Origin of the sequence: Rhodococcus daqingensis (genome assembly GCF_042665615.1) — a bacterium.
Taxonomy (GTDB): Bacteria; Actinomycetota; Actinomycetes; order Mycobacteriales; family Mycobacteriaceae; genus Rhodococcus_G; species Rhodococcus_G daqingensis.
This window is the reverse complement of record NZ_JBHTCS010000014.1, coordinates 73809-100305: the sequence shown is the minus strand read 5'-3', so window position 1 is coordinate 100305 and position 26497 is coordinate 73809. Positions and strand designations below refer to the sequence as shown.

Sequence of the window (26497 nt, the reverse complement as noted above, 5' to 3'; positions counted from 1 at the left end):
GGCTACTATCTGGGCAACGCGGCGGACGTCGCGATGGTGTGGAGATCGAAAATTACTCAGGGGGCGTAGTGGTTCGGTGGGGCAGCGCGACGGGTGCCGGGCTCGCGCTCGCGGCCGGGATCCTGGTGAGCGGCTGCGCGGGTTCGAGCACCCCCGGGGTCCCGACGGCCGCCGAGGGAGTCCAGGTCGATCCCGACGACTACGCGATCGGCGACGGCAAGCACGTCTTCCACCTCGTGTCCGGAGCCGCCGGCTGCTGGTTCAACCCCAACCAGACCGAGAACCAGGCGCCGCACATGCTGTGTGACCTTCCGCTGCCGAAGACGGATCAGCCGATCGTCGACCCCCAGACCGGCGTGCGGGCGCCCGCCGACGCCGTCGTCATCGAGCCCGACGGCGTCCGCAAGGTCGTCAACGTCGCCGGCGCGTTCATCACCGGCCAGCTGCTGCCACCTGGCTCGACCCTCACCGTGGGTGAACTGTCGTGCACGGCCGACGACGGAAAGTCCATGACCTGCCGAGGACCGGCCGGATCGTTCAGCTTCGACGGCTCGACCTCCTACGTCCGAATCGGCGAGTAGTTCCGCCGACTCACACCCCTCCCAGCAGCGACGCCGACCTCCCGCGGCGGAGCTTGCCGGACGACGTCTTCGGGATGCTGCCCGGCCCGAGCACGGCGACCGTCCTCGGCCGCACGCCCACCTCCGAGAACACCGCGTGCACCACCTCGTGCTCGATCCGCTTGACCTCCTCGGGATTCTCGTGGTCGTTGGTCTCCACCGCGACCGCGAAGGACTCCCGCTTCTGGCCCGCATCGAGTCGCACCGCGACCGCGTTGCCCGGCCGGACCCCCTTGACGGTGCACGCGGCCCGCTCGATGTCGGTCGGGTAGACGTTGCGACCGCCCATGATGATCACGTCCTTGACGCGGCCGCACACCACGATCAGGTCCTCTTCGGTGAAATAGCCGACATCGCCGGTGTTCAACCATCCGTCCTCGCCCTGTGCGGGCTTGTGCCCGTCCACCGTCAGGTAGCCGGGCGTGACCGAGCCGCCCCGCAGCTCGATGATCCCGACGGCACGGCGAGGCAACACCCGGCCGTCGTCCCCGACGACGCGCCCCTCCAGCCCCGACACCAGGGTGCCGAGTGTCGGCAGCTTGCGGGCGTTGGGGCGCTGGGTCGGTACCGCCAGGCCACCCGCCTCGAACAGGTCCGGGTCCACCACGTCGAGCACCATCCCCCGCCCGGGCTCGGGCAGGGAGACCGCGAGGGTCACCTCCGCCATCCCGTAGGTGGGCGCCAGGGCGGCCGGATCCAGCCCGAACCGTGCCCCGGCCTCCGCGAGCGCGATCATCGTGTCGGCGTCGACCGGCTCCGCGCCGTTGAGCAGGCAGCGCACCGTGGACAGGTCCACGACGCCGTCCTCGGCCTTGGCCAGCTTCCTCGCGAGCAGTGAGTACGCGAAGTTCGGGGCGGCGGTCACCGTGCCCCGATACCTGCCCATCAGGTCCGCCCACAGCAGCGGCGAGGTGAGGAAGTCCATCGGGGTGATGCTGACGATCTCGGCGCCGATCTGCATCGGGAGCGTGAGGAACCCGACCATGCCCATGTCGTGGAACAGCGGCAGCCAGCTCACCATCACGTCGTCCTCGACCGAGAACTTGATCCGGGACAGCATCGCCCAGGAATTCGTGTGGAAGTTCTCGTGGGTGATCTGCACGGCCTTGGGAGAGCCCGTCGACCCCGACGTCAGCTGCTGCAACGCGATGTCGGACTCGGCGGTCCGGACCGGCTCGATGGTGGGTCCCGCCCGCAGGTCCGCGATCGTGACGACCTTGATCCCGCGTTCCTCGAGGACCGGTGCCGCCGCGTCGAAGGGTGCGCCGAGAATGACCGCCTTGGCCGAGATCATCCGGATGACCGTCTCGGTGTCCTCCGCCCAGATGATGAGGTCGGTCCGCGGCGTCGGCTGGTGCAGCATGGTCACGGAGGCGCCGCGCATCCAGGTGGCCTGCACGGCGGGCGCGATGTCGACCGGCTGACCGGCGAGGATCCCGAGGGCGTCGCCGGGGCCGATGCCCGCGGCCGCGAGCGCGCCCGCCATCGCGCGGGCGACCGCGTGTATCTCGCTCCAGACCTGCCGTCGCGGGGCGTCCGGCTCCCCCGTCACGATCCCGTGCTGGCTGTCCTCGGCGCTGGCATACATCTCATCGGTGAACCGGCTCATGACGGCCTCCTCCGTACGATGGAGGGATGAAGCCGTCGGCCGCGGCGAGCACCACGACCAAGGGCCCAGCGCCCTCACGGGTACTTCAGGAATCGCTGTTCGGCCGTTACTCCGGCGGGGCGACGGCCTGGTTCAGGGTGTACCCGAGCATAGGCGTCACGGGCACGGGTAGCCTGGCATATTGGCGTTTCGCCATCTTCGTCCGTCACATCAGTTAGGAATCCCGGTGACCACCGAGCCCGCGTCGGCGTCCGCCTCCACCTCCACCGACGCCCCCGCGGAGGTCGCCTCGGCCCGGACCTCGGCGACCCCGAAGGGCCTGGCCGCCGAGGCCGCGCGGCGACGGACGTTCGCCGTCATCTCGCATCCGGACGCCGGCAAGTCCACGCTCACCGAGGCACTGGCGCTGCACGCGAAGATGATCTCGGAGGCAGGGGCCGTGCACGGCAAGGCCGGTCGCCGCTCCACCGTCTCGGACTGGATGGAGATGGAGAAGGCGCGAGGCATCTCGGTCAGCTCGACCGCCCTGCAGTTCAACTACAAGTCCGGCGAGTCCGATCCGGACGAGCCGGTCAGCGTCATCAACCTCGTCGACACCCCGGGCCACTCCGACTTCTCGGAGGACACCTATCGGGTGCTCACCGCCGTCGACGCCGCGGTCATGCTGATCGACGCCGCCAAGGGCCTCGAGCCGCAGACCCTCAAGTTGTTCCAGGTGTGTCGTCACCGCGGCATCCCCGTGATCACCGTGATCAACAAGTGGGACCGCCCGGGCCAGACCCCGCTGGAACTGCTCGACGAGATCCACGAGCGGATCGGGCTCACCCCGACTCCGCTGTACTGGCCGGTGGGCATCGCGGGCGACTTCCGCGGGCTGCTCCGGCGCGGCGAGGACGGCGCCCCCCGGGAGTACATCCGGTTCACCCGCACCGCCGGCGGCGCGACGATCGCGCCCGAGGAGATCCTCGACGCCGACGCCGCCGCGACCCGCGACGGCTCCGACTGGGACACCGCGGTCGAGGAGAGCGAGCTGCTCTCCGCCAGCGGGCAGGACCACGACCAGGAGATGTTCCTCGCCGGGCAGACCTCACCGGTCATCTTCGCGTCCGCGATGCTGAACTTCGGTGTCCGGCAGATCCTGGACACCCTCGTCGCGCTCGCACCCGCCCCGGGCCCGCGCGACGACGTCAAGGGCGTCGCGCGCGAGGTCACCGACCCGTTCAGCGCGGTGGTCTTCAAGGTGCAGGCGGGCATGGACACGAGCCACCGAGACCGCCTGGCGTTCATGCGCATCGTCTCCGGCGTCTTCGAGCGCGGCATGGTCGTCACGCACGCCCAGACCGGCAAGCCCTTCACCACCAAGTACGCGCAGACCGTGTTCGGTCGCGAGCGCTCCACCGTCGAGTCGGCGTACCCGGGCGACGTGGTGGGCCTGGTGAACGCGACGGCCCTGGCACCGGGCCACACCCTGTTCACCGACAAGAAGGTGGAGTTCCCCCCGATCCCGTCATTCGCACCCGAGCACTTCTCGGTGCTGCGCGCGGAGAGCGCGAGCAAGTACAAGCAGTTCCGCCGCGCCGTCGAGCAGCTGGACTCCGAGGGCGTGGTCCAGGTGCTGCGCAACGACATTCGCGGCGACGCGGCGCCGGTGATGGCGGCCGTCGGCCCGATGCAGTTCGAGGTGGTGGCCGCGCGGATGAAGGCGGAGTTCTCGGTGGAGGCCCGGATGGAGGGCCTGCCCTACGCGCTGGCTCGCCGCACCGACGCCGAGTCCGCGACCGAGCTGGGCCGCCAGCGCGGGGTCGAGGTCTTCACCCGTTCCGACGGCGTGATGCTCGCCCTGATCAGCGACAAGTGGCGGCTGCAGTACCTGCAGAAGGAGCTTCCGGAGCTGACGCTCGAGCCGCTCGTCGCGACCGCCGACTAGTCCGTGAACCCGCTGCTCACCCTGTTCGATGCGGAACTGCACATCGGCGGGGCCACGATCCTGTGGCGCGAGATCGTCGGCAACGCCTTCGGCATCGCCTCCGCGATCGGCGGGATGAAGCGCGTGGTGTGGGCGTGGCCGGTCGGCATCGCCGGAAATGCCTTGCTGTTCACCGTGTTCATGGGCGCGTTGTTCCACACCCCGCAGGAGCTGAACCTGTACGGCCAGGCCGGGCGCCAGCTCATGTTCATCAGCGTGAGCGTGTACGGCTGGACGCAGTGGCTGCGGTCGCGTCAGGAATCGGGTCGGGCGGTGCTGCCGCGGTGGGCGCCGGGACGGGACCGACTGCTGCTGCTCCTCGCGATGTCCGTCGGCACCGTGGCGTTCGCGCAGATCTTCGCCCGGCTCGGGTCCTATGGCCCATGGGCGGAGGCGTGGATCTTCATGGGCTCGATGCTCGCCACCTACGGGATGGCCCGCGGATGGACGGAGTTCTGGCTGATCTGGATCGGCGTGGACCTGGTGGGTGTCCCGCTGCTCCTCGGGGCCGGCTACTACCCGTCGGCGATCCTCTATCTGGTGTACGCGGGTTTCGTGGTCTGGGGCTTCGCGGTGTGGCTGCGGATCCAGCGCGCGACGCCGCCGGCGCGGGTCTAACGAACCCCTAATGATTCGCTAACGGGCGCCGAGTTTTTCGCCCCTACCTTGGGTCACGTCGAAGCCACCCCCGGCTCCGACACGACCGAAGGAGCTCCCCATGCGCAAGTCCCTCAACATCAGCAGCGTCCGCAAGCGCGCCGGGTTCGCGGCCGCCGGGCTGGCCGCCGCCGCTGCGATCGCGGTGCCCGGCGTCGCGTGGGCGAACGACACGATCCCGCAGGGCGGGGCGGTCGCCATCCAGGAGTCCGGCCCCGCGGTGGCAGGCGCTCCTCTGGACGCGGCGACCTGTGCGGCGATGGCCATCGAGCTCAGCCCTGAGGCGCTGCAGAAGATGATCGAGGACGGCACCGCGATGCCTGCGGTCCTGACCGTCCCGGCCCTTCCGGCAGGCGAGGGGGAACCGGCTGTCACGAAGATGCTGACCGACGAGGAGGCGCAGCGGATGATCGCCGACGGAACCATGCGCGACGTCGCCCCTGCCGTTCTTCCCGAGGGTGAGGTGCCGACGCTGACCATCGAGCAGGACGAGAGCGCTCCGGCCGGCGCCGTGACCGTGACTCGCGCCTGCTGAGACACCCCGGCGGCCCTGGCACCATGGATGTGGTGACCGATACCGCCCGCATCCTCGTCGTCGACGACGACCCCAAGGTCCTGGCCTCGCTGGAGCGGGGGCTCCGTCTGTCCGGCTTCCACACCGAGACCGCGACGGACGGCGCCTCCGCGCTGCGGGCCGTGTCCGGCGAATGCCCGGCCGCGATCGTCCTCGACGTGAACATGCCGGGCCTCGACGGCGTGGGCGTGGTCACCGCGCTGCGGGCGATGGGCAACGAGGTGCCGATCTGTGTGCTCAGCGCGCGCAGCTCGGTCGGCGACCGGATCGCGGGCCTCGAGGCCGGCGCCGACGACTACCTGACCAAGCCGTTCGAGCTCGGCGAATTGGTCGCCCGGCTGCGGGCGCTGCTGCGGCGGGCACCCCGGGCGATCGCGCCCGCCGGGCTCGTCACGGTCGGGGCCCTTGAGGTGGACCTGCCGGGGCGGCGCGCCCACGTCGCGGGCCGCAGGCTCGACCTGACCAAGCGCGAATTCGACCTGCTCGGCGCGCTGGCCGAGAACGCGGGCGTGGTGCTCAGCCGCCCGCAGTTGCTGCGGCTGGTCTGGGGCTACGACTTCGACGCCGACACCAATGTGGTGGACGTCTTCGTCACCTACCTACGCAAGAAACTGGAGGCGAACTCCGTGCCACGGGTCCTGCATACCGTCCGAGGCGTCGGATTCGTCCTGCGGGCGCAGCCATGAGGCGGTCGCTGTCGCTGCGCGCGCGGGTCGCCATCGTGTCGGCGTTGTCCGCGGCCGTGGTCATCGTCGCGATCGGCGCCGCCATCGCGGTGTTCCTGCGGGTGAACGGCTCCGAGCAGATCGACCGGACCCTCGACTCGGTGACGGTGGCGGTCCCGCCGGGTGTGGTGTTCGACCCGGTAGCGACGGAGCCTGCCGTGCCATTGGAGCCGGCCACGCCATCGGAGCCGGCAGTCGTGCTCCCCGGTGCCGTGGCCGGTGATGCGATCAGGACGGAGTCGACGAGCGGTATCGCGGTCCGGACCCGCGACATCGCGATCCCCGACGAGCCGGGGGCGTTCATCGCGTTGACCGTCCCCGAGGACCCGTTGACCCGCGCGATCCGCCAGCAGCAGGTGGCGGTCGCGATCGCCGCCGTGTTCGCGATCGCGGCGGCCGGTGGGCTGGGCTGGCTGCTGGCCGGGCGGGCCGTGCGCCCGCTGCGGCTCCTCGCCGACGCCACCCACGACATCGGCGACGATCCCCGGGCCGCACGCCCGAGCGTGCGCGGGGCCAGGGAGGCCGAGGACCTGTCGGAGGCGATCGGGCACATGCTCGACCGGATCGCCGCCGCCCAGAAGCGGACCGAGGAGGCGCTGGGATCCGCCCGCGACTTCGCCTCGGTGTCCGCGCACGAGCTGCGCACCCCGTTGACCTCGATGCGGACCGACCTGGAGGTGCTCTCGACGATGCGGCTCACCGGCGAGCAGCGCGCGGAGATCCTGACCGACCTCCTCGGCACGCAGCGTCAGGTCGAGACGACACTCGCCGACCTCGAGCGGCTCGCGGTCGGCGAACTGTCCGAAGCCGCCGACCACGAGGAGCTGGACCTGACCGAGCTCGTCGACCGCTGCGTCCAGGCGGCCCAGCGCACCCACCCCGACCTGGACATCTCGTTCTCGGCCGCGGAACCCGTTGTGGTGCGAGGCATTCCGACCGGACTGCGCCTGGTGCTCGACAACGCCATCACCAACTCGGTGCGCCACGGCGGGGCCGATCGAGTGCTCGTCGCCGTCCGGACGAACGCCGACGGCACCGCGGTCCTCACCGTCGACGACGACGGAGCGGGCGTGCCGGAGGCGGAGCGGACGTCGGTCTTCGAGCGCTTCGTCCGCGGCGCCGGCTCCGCCGCCGAGGGGTCCGGGCTGGGGCTCGCGCTGGTCGCCCAGCAGGCCGCGCTGCACGGCGGCACGGTCGAACTGGTGGACAGCCCGATCGGCGGAGTCCGCCTGGAGCTGACGCTCCCCCAGCAGTCGCGCTAGATCCCGGCGCGCCGCACGAGGGCGTCCGTCACCGACGGGGCGAAGTTGTCCAGGAACCGGAGCAGCTCCGCGTAGGTCGGCAGCAATTCGACCGGCCGGGTGCGGATCGCGGTGACCAGCCAGGACGCCGCGTCCTCGGGCCTGAGGGCGGGCATCGCGTCGTAGTCCTTGGTCGGGGCGATCATCGGCGTGCGGATCAGCGGGAAGTGCACGGTCGTCACCGCCACTCCGCGTCCCTCGAGTTCGGCGCCGAGGTCGCGCCCGAACGCGCTGACCGCGGCCTTCGACGCGTGGTACGCCGCGAACTTGGGCATGACACCGCCCGGTACGCCCCAGGTGGCCACGTTGACCACGTGTCCGTGCCCCCGCTCGAGCATCGCGGGCAGCAGCGCGAGGGTCAGGCGCACCGGACCGAAGTAGTTCAGGGACATGGTGCGTTCGAAATCGTGGAACCGGTCGAGCGACTCCTCGACCGGGCGGCGGATCGACCGGCCCGCGTTGTTGACGAGCACGTCGACGGGTCCGAGCTCGCCCTCGACGACCGCCCGGAGTCGGTCCACGTCCTCCGGATCGGTGAGGTCGCAGGGCACGGCGTGCGCGATCCCGCCCGAGCCCACGATGTCGTCGCGGACGGCCTCGAGCGCCTCGGCGCCCCGCGCGACCAGGATCAGCTCGGCACCCTCGGCGGCGAGACGACGCGCCGCCGCCTCCCCCACCCCGGACGACGCCCCGGTCAGCAGGATCCGCTTGCCCGCGATCCGGTGCTCGCGCATCGGCAGTATCTTCGCGGCGAGGGCGCGGGCGGAGGGGATCGGGCTCAGCGCCGCGCGAGCGAGGATCTCGGTGAACACGATGCTGGCTCCTCCGGTAGGGATGGCGGGACGAACGGTGCTAGTCGAACAGTGCGGTGATCGCGTCCCGGTCCACCCCGGCGAGGCTCGCGGGCGACCAGGACGGGTTGCGGTCCTTGTCGACCAGCACCGCGCGCACGCCCTCCACGAAGTCGGGCCCGGCGGTCACCGGTCCGGTCAGTGCCAGCTCGCGCTCGAGGCACCCCGCCAACGTGTCGACCGCGCCGCGACGGATCAGTTCCGCGGTGACGAAGGCGGCGGTCGGCGAGACCGAGGTCAGCGCGGCGCGCGCCTGTGTCGTCCACTCGTCGTCCCCGCTCAGCCGGGCCAGCATGTCCGCCGGGGTGCCCTGCGCGAACACCTCGTCGATCCGCGCCTGCCGCGCGGCCAGCGGCGCCTCGGGGGCCTGCTCGCCGAACTTCTCGAGCGCCTCCGCCGCCGACCCACCGCGGATCGCGTCGGCGAGCTCCGCCAACCGCTCGCTCGGCACGAAATGCGTGGCCAGGCCGAACGCGACCGCGTCGCCCGCCGAGGCCCGGGCGCCGGTGAGCCCCAGGTACATTCCGGCCGCACCGGTCAGCCGCGGCAGGAAGTGGCCGGCGCCGACGTCCGGGAAGAACCCGATCGCCGTCTCGGGCATCGCCAGCACCGCCCGCTCGGTCACCACCCGAACCGTGCCGTGCACCGAGATGCCGAGCCCGCCGCCCATCGCAGCGCCGTCGATCAGCGAGATGTACGGCTTCGGGTACTCACCGATCAGCAGGTTGAGCCGGTACTCGTCGGCGAAGAACCCGTGCACGGACTCCCGATCGCCCCGCAGCACCGCCTCGCGCACGGCCTTGATGTCGCCTCCCGCGCAGAACGCGCGGTCCGAACCGCTGGTCACCAGGACCGTCTCGATCGCGGGATCGTCGCGCCAGCGCACCAGCGCCTCGTACATGTCGCGGATCATGCTCGGGTCGAGGGCGTTGAGTGCCCTCGGTCGGTCCAGCACGATCTCGCCGACACCGTCGACGACCTTGGTCCGGATGAAGCTCATTCACACTCCCGTTCACCTGATCTCGGTCACGGCCACAGGACGTCCGTGATCCACCCCGCGGTCGGCGCGGGCCGCCGGTACCGCAACCGCTGATGCCTGCGCCCCGGGTCGGCGAGCCAGAACTCGACGCTGTCCGGGACCAGGCACCAAGCCTGCCAGGTGGCCGCGACGCGGCCCGGATCGGCCTCGATCCGGGCGAGCTCCCCCGCGACCGCACCGTCGTAGACGACCGGATCTGCCAGCACCTCACTCTGCCTGCTCGCCGCGGCGACCGCGCGGGCCGTCACCGACCGGTCGAGATAGTCCCGCGCGGACACCTCGGGATCGGCGGTCGCCACCGCCCCGCGAACCCGGACCTGCCTGCCCACGCCCGCCCAGTAGAAGGTCAGCGCCGCGGCGGGGTTCGCCGCGAGCTGCCGCCCCTTCGGCGAGTTCGCGGAGCCCGAGAACCACCAGCCCCGCTCGTCGACGTCCTTGAGGGTCAGCACGCGGGCGTCCGCGCGGCCGTCGTCCACCGTGGACAGCACCGCGGCCTGAGGGTCCGGCACACCCGCGACAACCGCGTCCTCCAGCCAGCGCAGGAAGAGCTCGGACGGTGCGAGCGCCGGATCGAGGACACCGTCTGCCGCGGCAGCTGCCGTGGCGGCGGGCAGAGCCCGTAGCCACGCACGGGTGTCGGCGAATGTGGACCGGGGCGCGATGTCGGACACGGACGAACCCTAGGCCCCGAGCGCGGGACCGCGCACCAGGACGGCTCACCGTCCGAGATCGCCTCGGCCCTACCGCGATACGGGGCCGAGACCGATCCGCCCTGTCACGCCGAGGCGGGGGTCTGACTGGCGGAGGGGGTCACCGAGAGCGCCCACCGGCTCGAGGTGACCTGGAAACTCGGGATGTCGGCGAGGGAGATGACCACCTCGTAGGTGCGTTCGTAGCCCGTGTGCGCGATGAGCCACCGTCCGTCCGCACCCCGGGCGTACCGATCGTGATAGAAGGCCGCACCACGCAGCAGCATCCCGTCCTCCGGAATGATCACGGTGTCCGAGAGCACCCAGATCCCGGTCGCGGCGTCGCCCTCCACGTCGATCTCGGGCTGCCCGCACAGGTGCTCGGTCAGCACGTGCGGGGCCAGCGTGATCTCCATGAACGAGACCAGCGCCTCGCGATCCTCGAACCGGAGATGCTCGCCGTAGGTGGCGGTCGCGTCGGGCAACAGGGTGTCGCGGAACGTGGCCCAATCCTTGGTGTCCAGCGCGCGGGTGTACCGGTATTTGAGTCTGCAGATCTCGGCGACGGCCTCCAGATCCATGATGCACGCCTTCCATGACGGGACTCATGCACAGATACTGACCTGCTCGCAGACTAGTCTCCTTCGCCCGGGAAGGAGACCGGAATGGGTGAGCGCCGGTTCACTCCAGCTCGGCCGCCAACTCCATCCAGCGCTCCTCCGCGGCCTCCTTATCGGCCAGCACCTTCCGCAGCTCCGTGTCGAGGGACTGCAACCGCTGCGGGTCGGTGGCGGCCTCGGCCAGCGCCGCGTGCAGCGTGCTCTCCCGCTCGCCGAGCTTGCCGACCTGACGCTCCAGCTTGCTCAGTTCCTTGCGGGCCGCCCGGTCAGCGGCGCCGTCCCGGGTCGCGGTCGGTGCCGTCACCGGCGCAGGCCCGGGAGCCGCGATCTCCGCCACCTGTTCGCGGCGGCGCAGGTACTCCGCGATGCCGCCGGGCAGGTTGGTGAGCTTGCCGTCGCCGAACAGCGCCCAGGTCGAGTCGCAGAGCCGTTCGATCAGGAACCGGTCGTGACTGATCACGACCATCGTCCCCGCCCAACCGTCGAGGATGTCCTCGAGCTGCTGCAGGGTGTCGATGTCCAGGTCGTTGGTCGGCTCGTCGAGCAACAGCACGTTCGGCTCCGACATCAGCACCCGGGTGAGCTGCAGCCGCCGGCGCTCGCCGCCGGACAGGTCGCCCACCGGGGTCCGCTGGCGGGCCGGGGTGAAACCGAGCCGCTCGGCGAGCTGACCGGCCGAGACCTCGCGGTCCCCCAACACGATCCGCTCGGCGACGTCCTTGACCGCCTCGAGCACCCGCATGTCGGTCGGCAGATCGTCGAGTTCCTGCCGCAGCCAACCGATCTTGACGGTCTTGCCCTCGATGCGCTTGCCCGTCGCCGGAGCGATCTCCCCGGCCAGGGTGCGCAGCAGGGTGGTCTTGCCCGAGCCGTTGACGCCGACCAGACCGATGCGTTCGCCGGGGGCCAGGCGCCAGGTCAGGTCGTGCACGAGTTCCCGGCCGTCGGGGGTCGCGATCGTGGCGTTCTCGAGCTCGATGACGATCCTGCCGAGCCGACGCTGCGCGAAGGAGGCCAGCGCGACGTTGTCGCGCGGCGGGGGCACGTCAGCGATGAGCGCCTCGGCCGCCTCGATCCGGTAGCGCGGCTTGGAGGTCCGGGCCGGCGGGCCCCGGCGCAGCCAGGCGAGTTCCTTGCGCGCGAGGTTCCGACGCCGGTCCTCGGCCGCGTCCGCCTGGCGGGCCCGCTCGGCACGGGCGAAGATCCAGTCGCCGTAGCCGCCCTCGTAGCTCTCCACCTTGCCGCCGACGACCTCCCAGGTGCGGGTGGCGACGGTGTCGAGGAACCACCGGTCGTGGGTCACCACGACCAGGGCACTGCGCCTGCCGACTAGGTGCTCGGCCAACCACTGCACGCCCTCGACGTCGAGGTGGTTGGTCGGCTCGTCGAGCACCAGCAGGTCGAGGTCCTGCACCAGCGCCGCCGCCAGCGCGACACGACGCCGCTCGCCGCCGGACAGCCCGTCGACGCTGGAGTCCAGCCCGACCGAGTCGACGCCGATTCCCGCGAGGATCGACCGGATCCGCGCGTCACCCGCCCACTCGTGTTCGGCCACCCCGAGCGGGGCGAGCACCACGTCGGCGACTGTCGAGCCCGCGGGCAGCACCCCGCGCTGGGTGACCACGGCCATCCGCAGTCCACCGACCCGGCTCACCCGGCCCGAGTCCGGCGCCTCGATGCCGGCGAGCACCTCGAGCATGGTCGTCTTGCCGCCGCCGTTGAGACCGACGACACCGATCCGCTCGCCCTCCTGGACACCGAGCGACACCGAGTCCAGCAGCGGTTTGATCCCGAAGGACTTCGAGACCTGCTCCAGATTGATCAGATTCGCCATCAGCGCTCCGTCTTGTCGTCGATCACGCGGGCACCGGGCACCGGGCCGTGGGCTGTTCGCACGGTCCGGCAGACGCCCGCGCCCGCCAATTCCGCACCGACCGCCACGGCCGCGTCGGCGTCCGCGCAGAGAAAAGCACAGGTGGGTCCCGAGCCCGACACGATCCCGGCCAGCGCGCCGGCCGCGGTGCCCGCCCGCAGGGTGCGGCGCAGCTCCGGCTTGAGGGACAGCGCCGCGGGCTGCAGGTCGTTGCCGAGCAGGGGTGCGAGCTGATGGGGATCGCCCACGGCGAGCGCGTGCATCAGCTCGTCGGCGGCACCGAGGCGGGGCGGTTCCCCCTCGCTCCGCAACCGGTCCAGCTCGCGGAACACGTCCGGGGTCCGCAACCCGCCCTTGGCGAGGGCGAGCACCCAGTGAAAGCTGTTGCGGGACAGCACCGGCAGCAGCTTCTCCCCGCGACCGGTGCCGATCGCGGTGCCGCCCCGCAGCGAGAACGGCACATCGCTGCCCAGGCGGGCCGCGAACTCGTCGAGATCGGCGCGATCGAGGCCGAGCTGCCAGAGTTCGTCGAGAGCGACCAGCGCTGCCGCCGCATCGGCGCTGCCGCCCGCCATGCCGCCCGCGACCGGGATGCCCTTGGCGATCGAGATCGCGACCCGGGGATCGCGGCCCGCGCGCTCGGCCAGCAACTCGGCCGCCTGCCAGACCAGGTTGCGCCGGTCCGTCGGCACCACCCGCGCGCTCTCACCCTGCACGGCGACCGAGAGTTCGTCGGAATCGCGGACCTCGACGTCGTCGTGCAGCGAGAGCGCCTGGTAGACCGAGGTCAGCTCGTGATACCCGTCGTCGCGCAGGTCACCGACGGCCAGATGCAGGTTGACCTTCGACGGTGCCCGGACGATCACCGGGCGAGGGACAGCGGACAGCACAAGGCACCAGCGTAGTGGAACAAATGCGACCCCATGACCGCCCGAGGGGACGACCATGGGTGGTGGACGCAGCCGACCCCAGCAAGGAGCCGTCATGACCGATCGCAGCGATCCGGGCCGAGAGCAGTCGGTGGTGCCACGGCCGGCCGCCCTGCCCTATCTGTCCGTGCCCGACGCGCGCCGCGCGATCGAGTGGTACGCGGAGGCCTTCGGCGCCCGTGTCGACGGCGAGCCGGTCGTGATGCCCGACGGCCGGATCGGGCACTGTGAGCTGGCGATCGGCGACGGCACGCTCTACCTGGCCGACGAGTTCCCCGAGATCGGCTTCACCGCGCCCGCGCCCGGCCGCTCCGGGGTGAGCCTGATGCTGCCGGTCACCGACACCGACACCACCCTGGAGCGGGCGCGGGCCGCGGGCGCGGACGTCGAGCGCGAACCGGCGAACGAGAACGGCCAGCGCGGCGCCACCCTCGTGGACCCGTTCGGTCACCGCTGGATGCTCGCCGGGCCGATCGGGTGAGCTCAGGCCGGTGTCAGATCATCACCGCGGCCAGGCCGACGCAGACGATGGTGAACGCGGCGATCAGCGCCCCCGCGAGGGCTGACCCGGTGACCAGGAGCGCGGATGCGGCGGCGGGCACGGAGGCGGCCAGCGCGATGGAGATCGCGGAGCGGATCCGGTGAGGCGCGATGTCGTCCGGGCGCAGGGTCCGGTCGTGTGCTGTGACAGTCATCGGTCGTCCTTCCCTCGTGGGTCTGGTGGTGCCGTGCGCGCTACAGGCCGACGGCCCGTTCGAGCGCGGCGAGTTCGTCGTCGAGATAACCGAGGAGCGGCTGGAGGGGCGGGACACTGCGCCTGCAGCCGGTCAGTCCGAACGCGATCTCATCGTCGGTGCTGGTGCAGGTGATGTTCAGCGCCTGCCCGTCGACCGGGATCGACAGCGGATAGAGCGCGCTCAGGCGGGCTCCGTTCCAGTACAGGGGCGTCGCGGGACCCGGCACGTTGGAGACCATCACGTTCGCGGGGCGGATCGGCCCGCCCAGGCCGAACATGCCGAGCGCCAACGGCGCGACACCGAGGGCGCTGGTGGCCAGGATCTGCGCCGAGCTCATGGTGCGCATCGACTCCTTCCCCTCGCTCATGGCGGTGCGCACGGTGTCGAGCCGCGCGGCCGAATCGTCGAGGTGCGTGCCGAGGTTGCACATGAGCATTCCGATCTCGTTGCCCGCCTTGGCTTCCGGCTGCTCACGCCGAAGCGAGACCGGCACCATCGCGATCAGCGGGTCGGCGGGCAGGACGTCGAGCTCGTCCATGTAGGAGCGCAACGCGCCCGCGCACATCGCCAGCACGACATCGTTGATCGTGGCGTCGCCGCATTTGGCGACGAGCCGCAGCCGTTCGATCGGCCAGGACTGCGCCGCGAACCGCCTGGCACCCCCGATCGGCACGTTGAAGATGCTGCTCGGCGCGGCGAAGGAAAGCGATCCGCCACGGTCGTGCCTGGCCCGATCGACGGTGCCCGCGATGGCAGGAAGGATCCCGACCGCCTCTCCGACGGCGCCGCGAGCGACGCGCAGGACCGCGGAAGCCAGGTCTAGCGGGCCTCCGCGCGACGATTCGACGGCGGTGCCGTCGGGTACGTCCGGGACGAGAGTGGGGCGCTCGCGGACGAGCGGTTCCCACGGCGCGGGCATCTCCCGCGCCTCCGGATCCTCGCTGAGCGCACTGCGCAGCAGCTTCATCGCGGACACGCCGTCGGCCAGGGCATGGTGGATCTTCGTGTACACGGCGAACCGTCCGTCCGCGAGGCCCTCGATCAGGTGCATCTCCCAGAGCGGCCGACTGCGGTCGAGCAGCCCGCCGTGCAGGCGGGACACGAGTTCGAGCAATTCCGTGAGCCCGCCGGGCGCCGGCAACGCGTCGTGCCGGACGTGATGGCCGAGGTCGATGTCGGTGTCGGTCTCCCAGCCCCACTGGCCGAGGGAGGTCACCGATCGCCGCGCGCGCTTGCGCAGCAGCGGCGACACGTCGGCCCGCGCGAAGGCCGAATCGAGCATCGCCCGCACGTCCCGCGCATCCGCACCCTCCGGCGGCGTGAACAGCGCCAGACCTCCGACGTGCATCGGGTGCTCGCGCGATTCGCCCAGAAGGAACATCGAGTCGGTCGGTGACATCGGCAGCAGCATTGACGCGCCTTTCCTGAAATCCCGTGCCCGGAACCGTGAGCGGTTCCGGTCCCCCGGGGACCTGTCGTTCCGCGCTTTCCGGTGTGACGCTTTCTCACGGATATCTGTGAGAAAGATCACGAGCCGGCTGCGCTTGTGACCTGTTCTACATCATCCGGAATTCGGAATCCACTTGAGCGAATGTCCAGGTCCAGGGCTCGCGAGACCCCCACAAGATCGACTTGATTTGGCACGCGGGGACACAATCGCATTACCAGCGGATATCAAGATCAGACGTTCCCACCCAGGAATCGATACTCGCCGTAACAGCATCTTTTCTAATTCCGAAACTTCATCCGGCGGTAACCCTACTCGCGGGTAAAGCAATTCCTACTCATGAGTACGCGCTATGCCTACTCGTCAGTATGAATCTTATTACCGGTTGGTAGGGCCGAATCCACTTCCGGGCAGCGCCAAATGGCCCTCGAAACACACTGCACTGCAACAACATTCATCGATCCGGTCGCACCGGCGGACGCGACATGACAATGTCGCAGAAATACTGCATGCTTGCGTACCGGCAGGGTCGACTTGGGACGCCAGGCCGGGCGAGGATTACGCGTGACCGGATCGAATTCGCTCGCGCCCCGACTTCGTTTCCAACGAGGTTTCGGGTCCCAACCGCACTCGGTCGGGCATGTCCCAGGCCAACCGGTCCGGACTGCACACCGGCTCGGCACCCTGCGACAGGGTTCGGGGACGGCGGACGGTCGCGTAGGCGCGGCGCAGTCGACACACATATTCGAGAAACGGTGGCGAGGATGTTCAAACGTGTAGCGGTGGTCAATCGAGGTGAGGCAGCGGTACGCCTGATCCGGGCGGTGCGCGAGCTCAATGCGGAGCACCCGTACGGCATCACGACGATCGCGCTGCACACGGACGCCGAGCGGCGGGCGATGTTCGTCCGGCAGGCGGACGAGGGCGTCACCCTGCGGCCGTCCACCACGGCCGCCACCCCCTACCTCGATCACGCCGAGCTCGAGCGCGCCCTGATCGAGGCCAAGGCCGACGCCGTCTGGGTCGGCTGGGGCTTCGTCGCCGAGGACCCGGCCTTCGCGGATCTCTGCGCCCGCCTGAACATCACCTTCATCGGGCCCTCCGCCGACGCCATGCGCCTGCTCGGCGACAAGGTCGAGGCCAAGCTGCTCGCCGAGAAGGTCGGTGTCCCGGTGGCGCCGTGGTCCGGCGGCCCCGTCGAGACCCGCGCGGACGCCCGCAGGCACGCGCAGGCCATCGGATACCCACTGATCATCAAGGCCCGCTCCGGCGGCGGTGGCCGCGGCATCCGCAAGGTCTTCGCCGAGGACGAGCTCGAGCTCGCCCTCGAGCGCACCCAGGGCGAGGCGGAGCGCTCCTTCGGCGACCCGGTCGTGTTCATCGAGCGCCTGGTCACCGAGGCCCGGCACGTCGAGGTGCAGGTCATCGCCGACGCGCACGGCAACGTCTGGGCCCCCGGCGTGCGGGACTGCTCCATCCAGCGCAAGAACCAGAAGGTCATCGAGGAGTCGGCGTCCCCGCTGCTGAGCAAGGAGCAGGCCGACCACCTGCGCGGCGTCTCCGCCGACCTGGTGCGCGCGGCCGGCTACTGCGGCGCCGCCACCGTCGAGTACCTGTACCAGCCCTCCCAGCAGGTCTTCACCTTCCTCGAGGTCAACACCCGACTGCAGGTCGAGCACCCGATCACCGAGGCCACCACCGGCATCGACCTGGTCAAGCTGCAGATCCAGGTCGCGGGCGGCGACCCGCTGGTCGGTGACTGCCCGCCCGAGTTCGGCCACGCCGTCGAGGCCCGGCTCAACGCCGAGGACGCCGACAACGGGTTCGCCCCGGCCCCCGGCACCGTGCGTCTGCTCAAGTTCCCGCTCGGCTCCGGACTGCGCGTGGACACCGGCATCGCCCAGGGCGATGTCATCCCGCCCGACTACGACTCCATGGTCGCGAAGGTCATCGCCTGGGGCCGGGACCGGTCCGAGGCCCTCGCCCGGCTGCGCACCGCGCTCCGCGAGACCACCGTCGTCCTCGACGGCGGCACCACCACCAAGTCGTTCCTGCTGGACCTGCTGGACCGCGAGGAGGTGATCACCGCCAGCGCGGACACCGGATGGCTGGACCGCACCGGTGCGGGCACCGCCAACGGCCCGACGCCCGCCGCCGCGGTGGCGTTGCTGGCGACCGCGGTCAGCGTGTACGACGCGGAGGAGGCCCACGAGCGCGGTGCGTTCCTCGCGGCCGCCCGCGGCGGCAGGCCGCGCGCCAAGCACGGCGTCGGCCGACCCGTCGAACTCAGCTACCAGGGCCAGGCCTACCAGTTGGTGGTCGGCCAGATCGGGCCGCACCGGTACCGGATCGACGGGGACAGCGGCGAGATCGAGGTCGACGTCGACCGGCTCGGCGAGTTCGAGAGCCGCATCGTGGTCGGCGGCCGCCGGTTCCACATCGTCTCTGTCACCGGTCCCGCCCACCACCTCGTCGAGGTCGACGGGATCAGCCACCAGATCAGCCAGGACGAGGCCGGCGTCGTGCGCGCCCCCTCCCCCGCCGTGGTGGTGGCCCTGCCCGTCGCCGTCGGCGACGAGGTCGAGGCGGGCGACACCCTGGTCGTCCTCGAGGCCATGAAGATGGAGACCGCGATCCGGGCGCCCTATGCGGGCACGGTCCGCGAGGTACTGGCCGTCGTCAACGCCCAGGTGGATGCGGGCGCGCCGTTGCTGCGTGTCGATCAGGTCGCCGAGGAGACGGTGACCACCCAGGCACCGCGCGTCGAGTTCGTCGCCCCCGAAACCCGCGACCGCGACGACCTCACCGAGGCACTCGCCCGGCTCGACGCGCTGAGCGCGATGATCACCGGCTTCGACGTCGACGCCGCGCGCTCGCGCGCGCTGCTGGCCGAGTACCTCTCGCTGCGCGAGTCGCTGCCCGAGTCCGACAACACCCTCGTGGCCGCCGAGCTGAGCCTGCTGACCACCTTCGCGGATCTGTGCGAGCTCTCGCGCAATCGGCCCACCGCCGACGAAGAGGACACCGTCGAGCGCGTGCACAGCCCGCGTGAGCACTTCCACTCGTTCCTGCAGTCCCTCGACGTGGACGTGCACGGATTGCCGGACTCGTTCCGCGCCAAGCTCTCCCGGTCGCTGCGGCACTACGACGTCAACGACCTCGATCGCACCCAGGAGCTAGAGGAGGCGGTCTACCGGATCTTCGTCGCGCAGCAGCGGATGGAGACCCAGGTCCCGATCGTCGCCGGGCTGCTCGCGCAGTGGCTGCACGACGGCCGCGTCTGCACGGACAACTGCCCGGCCCTGGCGGAGGTGCTCGACCGCCTCGTGCTCGCCACCCAGCTGCGTTACCCCGTGGTCGGCGACGTGGCCCGCAACCTGCAGTTCCGGATCTTCGACGAGCCGAGGATCCGCAGGGCTCGCGAGCAGGTCTACGACGGCGTGCGCGGCAGCCTGCAGTACCTCGCGGAGCGGCCGGGAGCGGTGGACCGCGCGGAGCGGCTCGACGCGCTGGTGGACACCCCGGAGCCGCTGGTCGGTCTCCTCGCCGACCCGCTCTCACTGCCCGGAGACCTGCTGGAGGTGGTCACGCGGCAGTACTACAAGATCCGCGGCCTGCACGACGTGAAGTCCCTCGACGGCCATGGCTTGCCCTGCGTCACGGGCACTTTCGAGCTGTCGGGCGAGCAGATGAACCTGGTCTCGGTCGCCGCCGACCGGGCCCGCCTCGCCGAGGCACTGGCCGTGGTCGACGCGGCCGTCGGCCCGGCACCGGTCAACCAGGTCATCGACCTCTACCTCGCCTGGCCGGATGCCCCCGCGGACGGCGACACCCTCGCCCAGTCGCTGCGGACGGTGCTGAGCGAACACGCCGGGGCCTCGTCCTGGCGCCGCGTCACGGTCACGGTGGCGACCCCCGGCGACATCACGGCGCAGCGTGTGGTGACCCTCCGCCCCGCGGCGGAGCCGGATTCGGGGCTCGTCGAGGACAAGATCATCCGCGACATGCATCCGCTCACCGCCCAGCGCCTGGACATGTGGCGGCTCAAGAACTTCGACGGCACCCGCCTGCCCGCCCCGGCCGACACCTACCTGTACCACCTCGTCGCCAAGGACAACCAGACCGACGAGCGGCTGATCGCGATGGCCCAGGTGCGGGACCTGACGCTGCAGTTCGACGCGGACGGCGAGATCGCCGCCGCGCCCGCCATCGAGCGGGCCGTCGTGGCCTGCCTCGACGGCATCCGACGGGTTCAGGCCGAGCGCGGCAGCAAGCGCATCGAGAACAACCGCGTGGTGCTCTACGTGTGGCCGAAGTTCGAGGTGTCGGCCGACCGGATCGCCAGGATCGCCCAGCATGTCGCGCCGCTGACCGTGGGCGCCGGACTCGAGCAGCTCACCATCATCGGTCGCCTGCAAGAGACTCCCACCGAGGCGCCTCGTCAGGTGGCGGTTCGGTTCTCGTACCGTTCGGGCGCCGGCCTGCAGGTCGCCGTCACCGAGCCGCCGACCGAGCCGCTCAAGCCGTTGGACGCCTACACCCAGAAGGTGCAGCGGTCCAAGGCCCGCGGCACCGTGTACCCGTACGAGCTGATCCCCGCCCTGTCGGCGGGCGGCACGTTCGTCGAGTACGACCTCGACGAGACCGGACTGCTGGTCCCCGTCGACCGCCCACACGGGCGCAACTCCGCGGGCATCATCGTCGGCCTGGTGACCACACCCACCGAGCGCCATCCGGAGGGTATGACCCGCGTCGCGCTGTTCGGTGATCCCACCAAGGCGCTGGGCACCGTGGCGGAGGCCGAGTGCTCGCGGGTGGTCGCCGCGATCGACCTGGCCGAGCAGCTCGGCGCACCCGTGGAGTGGTTTGCCCTCTCCTCCGGAGCCACCATCTCGATGGAATCCGGCACCGAGAACATGGACTGGGTCTCGCGTGGTCTGCGTCGGATCATCACGTTCACCCAGGCGGGCGGCGAGATCAACGTGATCGTCGCCGGGATCAACGTCGGCGCCCAGCCGTACTGGAACGCCGAGGCGACGATGCTGATGCACACCAAGGGAATCCTGGTGATGACCCCGGACAGCGCGATGGTGCTGACCGGCAAGCAGTCGCTCGACTACTCGGGTGGCGTCTCCGCCGAGGACAACTTCGGCATCGGCGGCTACGACCGGGTCATGGGGCCGAACGGCCAGGCGCAGTACTGGGCGCCGAACCTGACGGCGGCCATCGGCGTCCTGTTCACGCACTACGAGCACTCGTATCTCGCTGCGGGCGAACGCTTCCCGCGCAAGGTCGAGTCCACGGACCCGATCGACCGCGACGTGCGCACCTTCCCGCACGTGCATCCGTCGAGCGAGTTCACCACGGTCGGCGAGATCTTCTCCGCCGAGACGAACCCGGATCGTAAGAAGCCCTTCGACATCCGGACCGTGATGCGCTCGGTGGTCGACCAGGATCACGCGGTGCTCGAACGGTGGGCCGACATGGCCGACGCCGACACCTCCGTGGTGTTCGACGCGCACCTCGGCGGCAACGCGGTGACCGTGATCGGTATCGAGTCGCGCGCCATCTCCCGCAAGGGTTGGTTCCCGACCGACGGCCCCGACCAGTGGACGTCCGGCACGCTGTTCCCGCGCTCGTCGAAGAAGACGGCCCGCGCGATCAACGCGGCCAGCGGCAACCGCCCCGTCGTGGTCCTGGCGAACCTGTCCGGCTTCGACGGCTCCCCGGAGTCGCTGCGGAACCTGCAGCTCGAGTACGGCGCCGAGATCGGCCGGGCCATCGTGAACTTCGACGGACCGATCGTGTTCGTGGTGGTCTCGCGCTACCACGGCGGCGCGTTCGTGGTGTTCTCCGGCGCACTGAACGAGAACATGGAGGTGCTCGCGGTCGAGGGCTCGTTCGCCTCCGTGCTCGGCGGTGCGCCCGCCGCGGCCGTGGTCTTCACCCGCGAGGTGAACACCCGCACCGCCGCGGACCCCGCGGTCCGCGAGCTCGAGGCCCGCCTGGCCGAGACCGAGGACAACGCCGAGCGCACCCGCCTGCGGGTCGAGCTCGCCGCCGAACGCTCCGCGGTCCGGTCGGCGAAGCTCGGCGAGGTGGCCGCCGAGTTCGAGGCGATCCACAACATCGAGCGGGCCCGCGAGGTCGGCTCGGTGCATGCGATCGTCCCGGCGGCCGAGCTGCGTCCGCGCCTGGTCGACGCGGTGGAGCGGGGCATGGGCAAGGCTCTGAACACGGTGTAGGGACCGATTGCCAGCACAGTGGGCGCCGCCGGAAGTCATTCCGGCGGCGCCCACTGTTGTTACTGCCCTCCCCAGGTGTCAGTCGATCGTGGCGCCGTGGAAGGGAGGAGCGAGGCAGTAGTTCTGCCCCAACAGCAGATTCCGCACAGCAGTGCAGGCGGAGCCGAGCGCGTCGACTCCAGCCTCCAGGATGGGGGGCATCATGAGTACTTCCGACGAGAGTGCGTCCGACGACCACCCGATCGAGTCCGAGGAAATCGAGTCCGAGGAATCCGCCGCCGCGGTTCCGGCACCGCACGCCAGACCCCCTGCCAGGGCAGCAGCGACGACGACCGTCGAGATGATTCGACGCCCGGAATGCTGTGTCATCAAGATCCTCCTGTGTGAAAGGGGCGGGACCTCGGACGAGGCCCCGCCGTGACGGCTGTCGCGAGACCGGCCTGTCCCAATCCGCGCCCGCCGGCCGCCGCGGTCTGCCGTTGGGGGGGTTACCGTATCCTGCGCTCCGCACCCGCGGTGGTGAATTCATTCCACTGCGACACAACATGATTCGTAATACGCAACGAATCACGCGGACGACACGGCCTCGCCAGGCACACCTGGTGCCCTTCGCCGTCTCGGGGCGAGAAGACCATTGCGGACCACAACTGTCCGCAATAGCTGGCAGGGTGTAGCCATGCGGGAAACCTCAGCGAGACTGCTCCGGCTGCTGTCGCTGCTGCAGATGCGGCGGGAGTGGTCGGGCGCGGACCTGGCGGAACGGCTGGCGGTGACGCCGCGGACGGTGCGCCGCGACGTGGACAAGCTGCGCGACCTGGGCTATCCGGTCAACGCGAGCGTGGGCGTCGGCGGCGGATATCAGCTCGGTGCAGGCGCGGAGATGCCGCCGCTGCTGCTCGACGACGAGGAGGCGCTGGCCGTCGCGTTCGGGCTGCAGTCCGGCGCCACCGGCTCGGTGGAGGGTCTCGGCGACTCGTCGTTGCGGGCGCTGACCAAGCTGCGCCAGGTGATGCCGTCGCGGCTGCGGCACCGCCTCGACGCGCTGCGGATCGACGTGGTGCCGCAGGGTGCGCCGCGGTCCGCGGTCGACGCGAAGGTGCTCTCCGCCATCGCCTCGCTCTGCCATACCCACGAGCGATTGCGCTTCGACTACCGCACCCACGACGGCGCCGAGACCAGGCGTGAGGTCGAACCCCACCGGCTGGTCCGGGCGGGGGCGCGGTGGTATCTCGTCGCCTGGGACCTGGCGCGCGCGGACTGGCGATCGTTCCGCGTGGACCGGTTGACACCGAGGACGCCCACCGGACCCCGGTTCACCCCGCGCGAGCTGCCGACCGGCGACGCCGCCGCCTTCGTATCCCGGGGCATCAGCCGCGCCCTCAGTCAGGTCACGGCACGGGTGATGTTGAACGCCCCGATCGAGCAGATCGCCCCGATGGTCGACGAGTCCTGGGGCGCACTCGAATCGGTGGACGACGGCCGGTGCATGATCGAGCTCCACGGCGAATCGGCCGCCGGCATCGCCGGCTGGCTCAGCGCGTTCGGCGTCGACTTCACCGTGCTCGGTCCGCCCGAGCTCCGCGAGGAATGTCTGCGGCGGGCCGAGCACCACGCGCTGCTCAGCGAGCGCTACCGACAGAGCTGATCGCGCGCCGCACGCCGGACGGTCCGCAGCATTAACCCCCCTTCTTGATCCGCACGCCCAACGATGGTCAAATAAAAGCACGATCGTTCGTACATATTGAGGAGGGTTCATGGATCTGCGCGAGCACTACCTGGAGGCACTCGCCCTGACGGGCGACATCGTCGGCGGCCTGAGCGAACAACAACTCGATCTCCCGACACCCTGCGACGAATGGGACGTCCGGGCGGTGATCTGCCACCTGAGCGCCAACGCCCGTGCGATGAGCTCCCACCTGTCCGACAGAAACGATGGCAGCCGCGAAGGCCTCACCGGCGACGCCCCGCCGACACCGGATCCCTGTGCCGACTTCGACGCGGCCGCAAGCGAACTCGCCCGTACCCTGGCCGACGACGCGGTCCTCGACCGGAGCGTGCCCGTCGCGAGCTCCGGGACGGTACCCGGCTCGATCGCCATCGGCGTCCACTTCGTCGACGTCCTCACCCACGGCTGGGACCTGAGCCGGGCGATCGGCATCGACTACCGCCCCGCGGAACGCCGGGTGGCCACCGCGCTGAAGTTCGCCGGTCGATACCCCGACTCACCCGCCATGCGCGGGCCGGGCGCACTGTTCGCCCCGATAGAGACCGTCGACCCGGACGCCCCCGTCCTCGACCGGCTGGCCGCCCTCCTCGGTCGAGATCCGCAGTGGACCGCGCCGGTGGCCCCCGGCCTCCGTTGACGCCTCCCCCTCGTGCATCGGGGCAGGCGAACGCTGACGCTCCCGCCCGGACTCTCGTCCAGGCGGGAGCGTCAGCGGCCACCCGAGCAGTACCGATGCTCAGCGGGCGCCACCGCCGGCATGCGGTCCCAACCGAACCCGCAGGGCCGTCAGCAGGCAGCCCGCGGTGCAGCGCAGCACGGCCCTGACCCTCGGGTCATCCAGCCGGACCACTCGTCGCGACATCAGACCGTCACCGACTCGGCGGCAGGCTCGGGCGCCCGCGATCCGCGCAGGGTGACCGCGGCCAGAGCCGCACCGGCCAACGCGATGCCTGCCGCGAGCAGGAACGCCGCGGAGAACCCGTCCGTCAGCGCGGCCCGGTCCCCGAGTTCGTTCGCCCCGACGGCCGCACCGACCGCGGTCGCGGCGGCCAGGCCGAGCGCGGAGCCCAGCTGGTAGCTGGTGTTGACGATGCCAGACGCCAGTCCACCCTCCTCCGGCCGCGCACTCGAGATCGCGGTACCCAGCGAGGGAATGAAGGCCAGTGCCATGCCGAGCGCGGAGACCAGCGACGCGGGCAGAACATCCACCCAGAAGTTGCCGTCCGGCCGGACCAGCGACAACCAGGTAAGACCCGCCGACAGCAGGACCAGACCCGAGACCACCATCGACTTCGTTCCGAACCTCGCGATCAGACGCGGTGCGAGCACGATCATGCCGATCATGATCAGGGCCGTCATCGGGATGAGTGCGGCGCCGCTGGGGAAGGCCGAATAGCCGAGCACCTGCTGCAGGTACAGGTTCAGGAAGAACCACATCGGGATCCACGCGGCCCCGAGCAGGAACTGGGCGAGGTTGGCCGCACCCAACTGGGGGGTCCGGAAGATCGCGAGCCGGACCAGCGGCTCACGGCGGCGCGCCTGGATCACGACGAAGGCGATCAGGAGCAGCGCGGACAGGACGAGAACACCCCAGGTCTGAGTCGCGGCCCAGCCCACCTCCGGCGCTCGGACGATGCCGAAGACCGCTGCGCCGATGCCGAGCGTGACGGTGAGGGCACCGATCAGGTCGACGCCGCCCGTCGCAGCGCCCCGCCCACCGGGCAGCAGCGCGGGCGCCGCAACGAGGGCCAGGATCGCGACCGGGATGTTGACGAAGAACACCCACGGCCAGGACGCGTACTCAGTGAGCAATCCACCCAGGAACACGCCCGCGGTTCCTCCCGCGGGGGCGGCGGCGCCGTACACCGCCAGCGCCTTGGTCAGCTCGCGGGGCGACGAGCCGAACAGCATCATCAACAGTGTCAACGCGGCGGGCGCGATCAGTGCCGCACCCATTCCCTGCACCGCGCGCCCGACGAGTTCGGTGGGGACGTTGGCCGCCAAGCCCGCAGCCAAGGAGCCGGCCAGCAGGATCACCCAGCCGAGGCCGAAGATCCGGCGGGCCCCGTACAGGTCGGACAGCCGCCCACCGAGCAGCAGCATCCCACCGAACACCACCACGTACGCGTTGAACACCCAGGTCAAATTGCCCTGGGTGAACCCGAGATCTGCCCGCATCTCGGGAAGGGCGACCCCGATGATCGAGGTGTCCATGATGACCACGAACTGCGCAAGCGCAATCAAACCGAGCGCCAGCCACTTTCGTGACGGCGCGGGACTAGTGTTCAAACTCATCTCGATCACTCCTCGGGATCTCGGCACGTCCACGGTCGAATACCGCAGGGTCTCGTTTATACCCTCCGGGGGTATGGTCCACAAGAGCGGGCGCGAGATTCTCCAATTACCCCCGGTGGGCATATAGAGAATCCGCGAACTCCATTGCCCCACAGTCACATGCGCGGCCGGCAGGATCGCCCACCTCACCGACCCGACCAGCGGATTCTCGGCGACAACCCTTGGTGCCGAGCGCCGGACCCGAACCGCCCGAACACAAGTGTCACCCAGATCACTTGCATACCCCCCGGGGGTAGGGGTATACATGTTCATGTGCGACCGCAACGGACCGAAAGGCCCGGAGCCCGCACCATCCACAACCACACGAAGGAGATCGACATGACCACCTCGAACTACACCGTCACCGGCATGACCTGCGGCCACTGCGCAGGTTCGGTCCGCGCGGAGGTCGGCAAGCTCGGCGGGGTCACCGACATCGCCGTCGACGTCCCCACCGGCCGGCTGACCATCACCAGCACCGCCCCGCTCGACGAATCCGCCGTCCTCGGCGCCGTCGACGAGGCCGGTTACTCGGCCACACCCGCATAGGGACCG

Annotated in this window: 22 protein-coding genes; 11 read left to right on the top strand and 11 right to left on the bottom strand. The window is 70.5% G+C overall.

Going from position 1 to position 26497, the window contains the following annotated elements:
* Positions 1-68 precede the first annotated feature (68 nt).
* Positions 69-581, top strand: coding sequence for a hypothetical protein (locus ACFQS9_RS12650; protein ID WP_378405108.1), 513 nt, complete (start codon positions 69-71; stop codon positions 579-581).
* Positions 582-591: 10 nt separating this feature from the next.
* Here the strand turns inward: ACFQS9_RS12650 and ACFQS9_RS12645 are convergent, their stop codons facing one another.
* Positions 592-2229, bottom strand: coding sequence for a fatty acyl-AMP ligase (locus ACFQS9_RS12645; protein WP_378405106.1), 1638 nt, complete (start codon positions 2227-2229; stop codon positions 592-594).
* Between the two features lie 226 nt (positions 2230-2455).
* On the opposite strand from ACFQS9_RS12645, the gene ACFQS9_RS12640 reads away from it, so the two are divergent.
* The 5 genes from ACFQS9_RS12640 to ACFQS9_RS12620 all read left to right on the top strand — a co-directional run bounded on the left by ACFQS9_RS12640 (position 2456) and on the right by ACFQS9_RS12620 (position 7413).
* Positions 2456-4156 carry a peptide chain release factor 3 gene (locus ACFQS9_RS12640; protein WP_378405104.1) on the top strand — a complete coding sequence of 567 codons (1701 nt, stop codon included), beginning with the start codon at positions 2456-2458 and terminating at the stop codon, positions 4154-4156.
* Positions 4157-4159: 3 nt separating this feature from the next.
* Positions 4160-4813 carry a nicotinamide riboside transporter PnuC gene (gene pnuC, locus ACFQS9_RS12635; protein WP_378405102.1) on the top strand — a complete coding sequence of 218 codons (654 nt, stop codon included), beginning with the start codon at positions 4160-4162 and terminating at the stop codon, positions 4811-4813.
* A gap of 100 nt (positions 4814-4913) precedes the next feature.
* Positions 4914-5387, top strand: a complete 474-nt coding sequence (locus tag ACFQS9_RS12630; RefSeq protein WP_378405100.1) for a hypothetical protein — start codon at positions 4914-4916, stop codon at positions 5385-5387.
* A 23-nt stretch (positions 5388-5410) separates the two neighbouring features.
* Positions 5411-6112: a response regulator transcription factor gene (locus ACFQS9_RS12625; RefSeq protein WP_378405098.1), complete on the top strand. Its 702-nt coding sequence runs from the start codon at positions 5411-5413 to the stop codon at positions 6110-6112.
* Positions 6109-7413, top strand: a complete 1305-nt coding sequence (locus ACFQS9_RS12620) for a HAMP domain-containing sensor histidine kinase (RefSeq protein ID WP_378405096.1) — start codon at positions 6109-6111, stop codon at positions 7411-7413. The genes ACFQS9_RS12625 and ACFQS9_RS12620 overlap by 4 nt, the downstream gene beginning before the upstream one ends.
* Here the strand turns inward: ACFQS9_RS12620 and ACFQS9_RS12615 are convergent.
* The 6 genes from ACFQS9_RS12615 to ACFQS9_RS12590 all read right to left on the bottom strand — a co-directional run bounded on the left by ACFQS9_RS12615 (position 7410) and on the right by ACFQS9_RS12590 (position 13414).
* On the bottom strand, positions 7410-8252 hold the full coding sequence (locus ACFQS9_RS12615; protein WP_378405374.1) for an SDR family oxidoreductase: 843 nt from the start codon (positions 8250-8252) through the stop codon (positions 7410-7412). The two genes, ACFQS9_RS12620 and ACFQS9_RS12615, sit on opposite strands and share 4 nt — an antisense overlap.
* A 52-nt stretch (positions 8253-8304) precedes the next feature.
* Positions 8305-9303, bottom strand: a complete 999-nt coding sequence (locus tag ACFQS9_RS12610; protein WP_378405094.1) for an enoyl-CoA hydratase/isomerase family protein — start codon at positions 9301-9303, stop codon at positions 8305-8307.
* Positions 9304-9329: 26 nt separating this feature from the next.
* Positions 9330-10013, bottom strand: coding sequence for a pyridoxine/pyridoxamine 5'-phosphate oxidase (locus ACFQS9_RS12605; RefSeq protein ID WP_378405092.1), 684 nt, complete (start codon positions 10011-10013; stop codon positions 9330-9332).
* A gap of 104 nt (positions 10014-10117) precedes the next feature.
* Positions 10118-10612: a nuclear transport factor 2 family protein gene (locus ACFQS9_RS12600; RefSeq protein WP_378405090.1), complete on the bottom strand. Its 495-nt coding sequence runs from the start codon at positions 10610-10612 to the stop codon at positions 10118-10120.
* A gap of 100 nt (positions 10613-10712) precedes the next feature.
* On the bottom strand, positions 10713-12485 hold the full coding sequence (locus tag ACFQS9_RS12595; RefSeq protein ID WP_378405088.1) for an ABC-F family ATP-binding cassette domain-containing protein: 1773 nt from the start codon (positions 12483-12485) through the stop codon (positions 10713-10715).
* Positions 12485-13414: a 4-(cytidine 5'-diphospho)-2-C-methyl-D-erythritol kinase gene (locus tag ACFQS9_RS12590; RefSeq protein ID WP_378405086.1), complete on the bottom strand. Its 930-nt coding sequence runs from the start codon at positions 13412-13414 to the stop codon at positions 12485-12487. The genes ACFQS9_RS12595 and ACFQS9_RS12590 overlap by 1 nt, the downstream gene beginning before the upstream one ends.
* A gap of 94 nt (positions 13415-13508) precedes the next feature.
* Here ACFQS9_RS12590 and ACFQS9_RS12585 point away from each other — a divergent pair, with 94 nt between their 5' ends.
* Positions 13509-13934, top strand: coding sequence for a VOC family protein (locus ACFQS9_RS12585; protein WP_378405084.1), 426 nt, complete (start codon positions 13509-13511; stop codon positions 13932-13934).
* 13 nt (positions 13935-13947) lie between these two features.
* Here the strand turns inward: ACFQS9_RS12585 and ACFQS9_RS12580 are convergent, their stop codons facing one another.
* Together ACFQS9_RS12580 and ACFQS9_RS12575 are read right to left on the bottom strand one after the other, a co-directional pair.
* Positions 13948-14148, bottom strand: coding sequence for a hypothetical protein (locus ACFQS9_RS12580; protein WP_378405081.1), 201 nt, complete (start codon positions 14146-14148; stop codon positions 13948-13950).
* Positions 14149-14188: 40 nt separating this feature from the next.
* Positions 14189-15601, bottom strand: coding sequence for a WS/DGAT/MGAT family O-acyltransferase (locus ACFQS9_RS12575; protein ID WP_378405079.1), 1413 nt, complete (start codon positions 15599-15601; stop codon positions 14189-14191).
* Positions 15602-16401: 800 nt separating this feature from the next.
* Between ACFQS9_RS12575 and ACFQS9_RS12570 the strand changes: the two genes are divergently transcribed.
* The gene (locus ACFQS9_RS12570) at positions 16402-21882 is read left to right on the top strand and encodes an ATP-binding protein (protein WP_378405077.1); all 5481 of its coding nucleotides are present in this window, start codon (positions 16402-16404) and stop codon (positions 21880-21882) included.
* A gap of 78 nt (positions 21883-21960) precedes the next feature.
* On the opposite strand, the gene ACFQS9_RS12565 is transcribed toward ACFQS9_RS12570, so the two are convergent.
* Entirely contained in the window at positions 21961-22251 is a 291-nt protein-coding gene (locus tag ACFQS9_RS12565) for a hypothetical protein (protein WP_378405075.1), read from the bottom strand.
* A 307-nt stretch (positions 22252-22558) separates the two neighbouring features.
* Here ACFQS9_RS12565 and ACFQS9_RS12560 point away from each other — a divergent pair, with 307 nt between their 5' ends.
* Positions 22559-23527: a helix-turn-helix transcriptional regulator gene (locus ACFQS9_RS12560; RefSeq protein ID WP_378405073.1), complete on the top strand. Its 969-nt coding sequence runs from the start codon at positions 22559-22561 to the stop codon at positions 23525-23527.
* A gap of 109 nt (positions 23528-23636) precedes the next feature.
* Positions 23637-24245: a TIGR03086 family metal-binding protein gene (locus ACFQS9_RS12555; RefSeq protein ID WP_378405072.1), complete on the top strand. Its 609-nt coding sequence runs from the start codon at positions 23637-23639 to the stop codon at positions 24243-24245.
* Between the two features lie 224 nt (positions 24246-24469).
* Here ACFQS9_RS12555 and ACFQS9_RS12550 read toward each other — a convergent pair whose 3' ends face one another.
* Complete coding sequence (locus tag ACFQS9_RS12550; RefSeq protein WP_378405070.1) at positions 24470-25903, bottom strand: MFS transporter; 1434 nt, start codon at positions 25901-25903, stop codon at positions 24470-24472.
* A gap of 378 nt (positions 25904-26281) precedes the next feature.
* Between ACFQS9_RS12550 and ACFQS9_RS12545 the strand changes: the two genes are divergently transcribed.
* Positions 26282-26491, top strand: coding sequence for a heavy-metal-associated domain-containing protein (locus ACFQS9_RS12545; protein ID WP_378405068.1), 210 nt, complete (start codon positions 26282-26284; stop codon positions 26489-26491).
* The last annotated feature ends 6 nt before the right edge of the window (positions 26492-26497 follow it).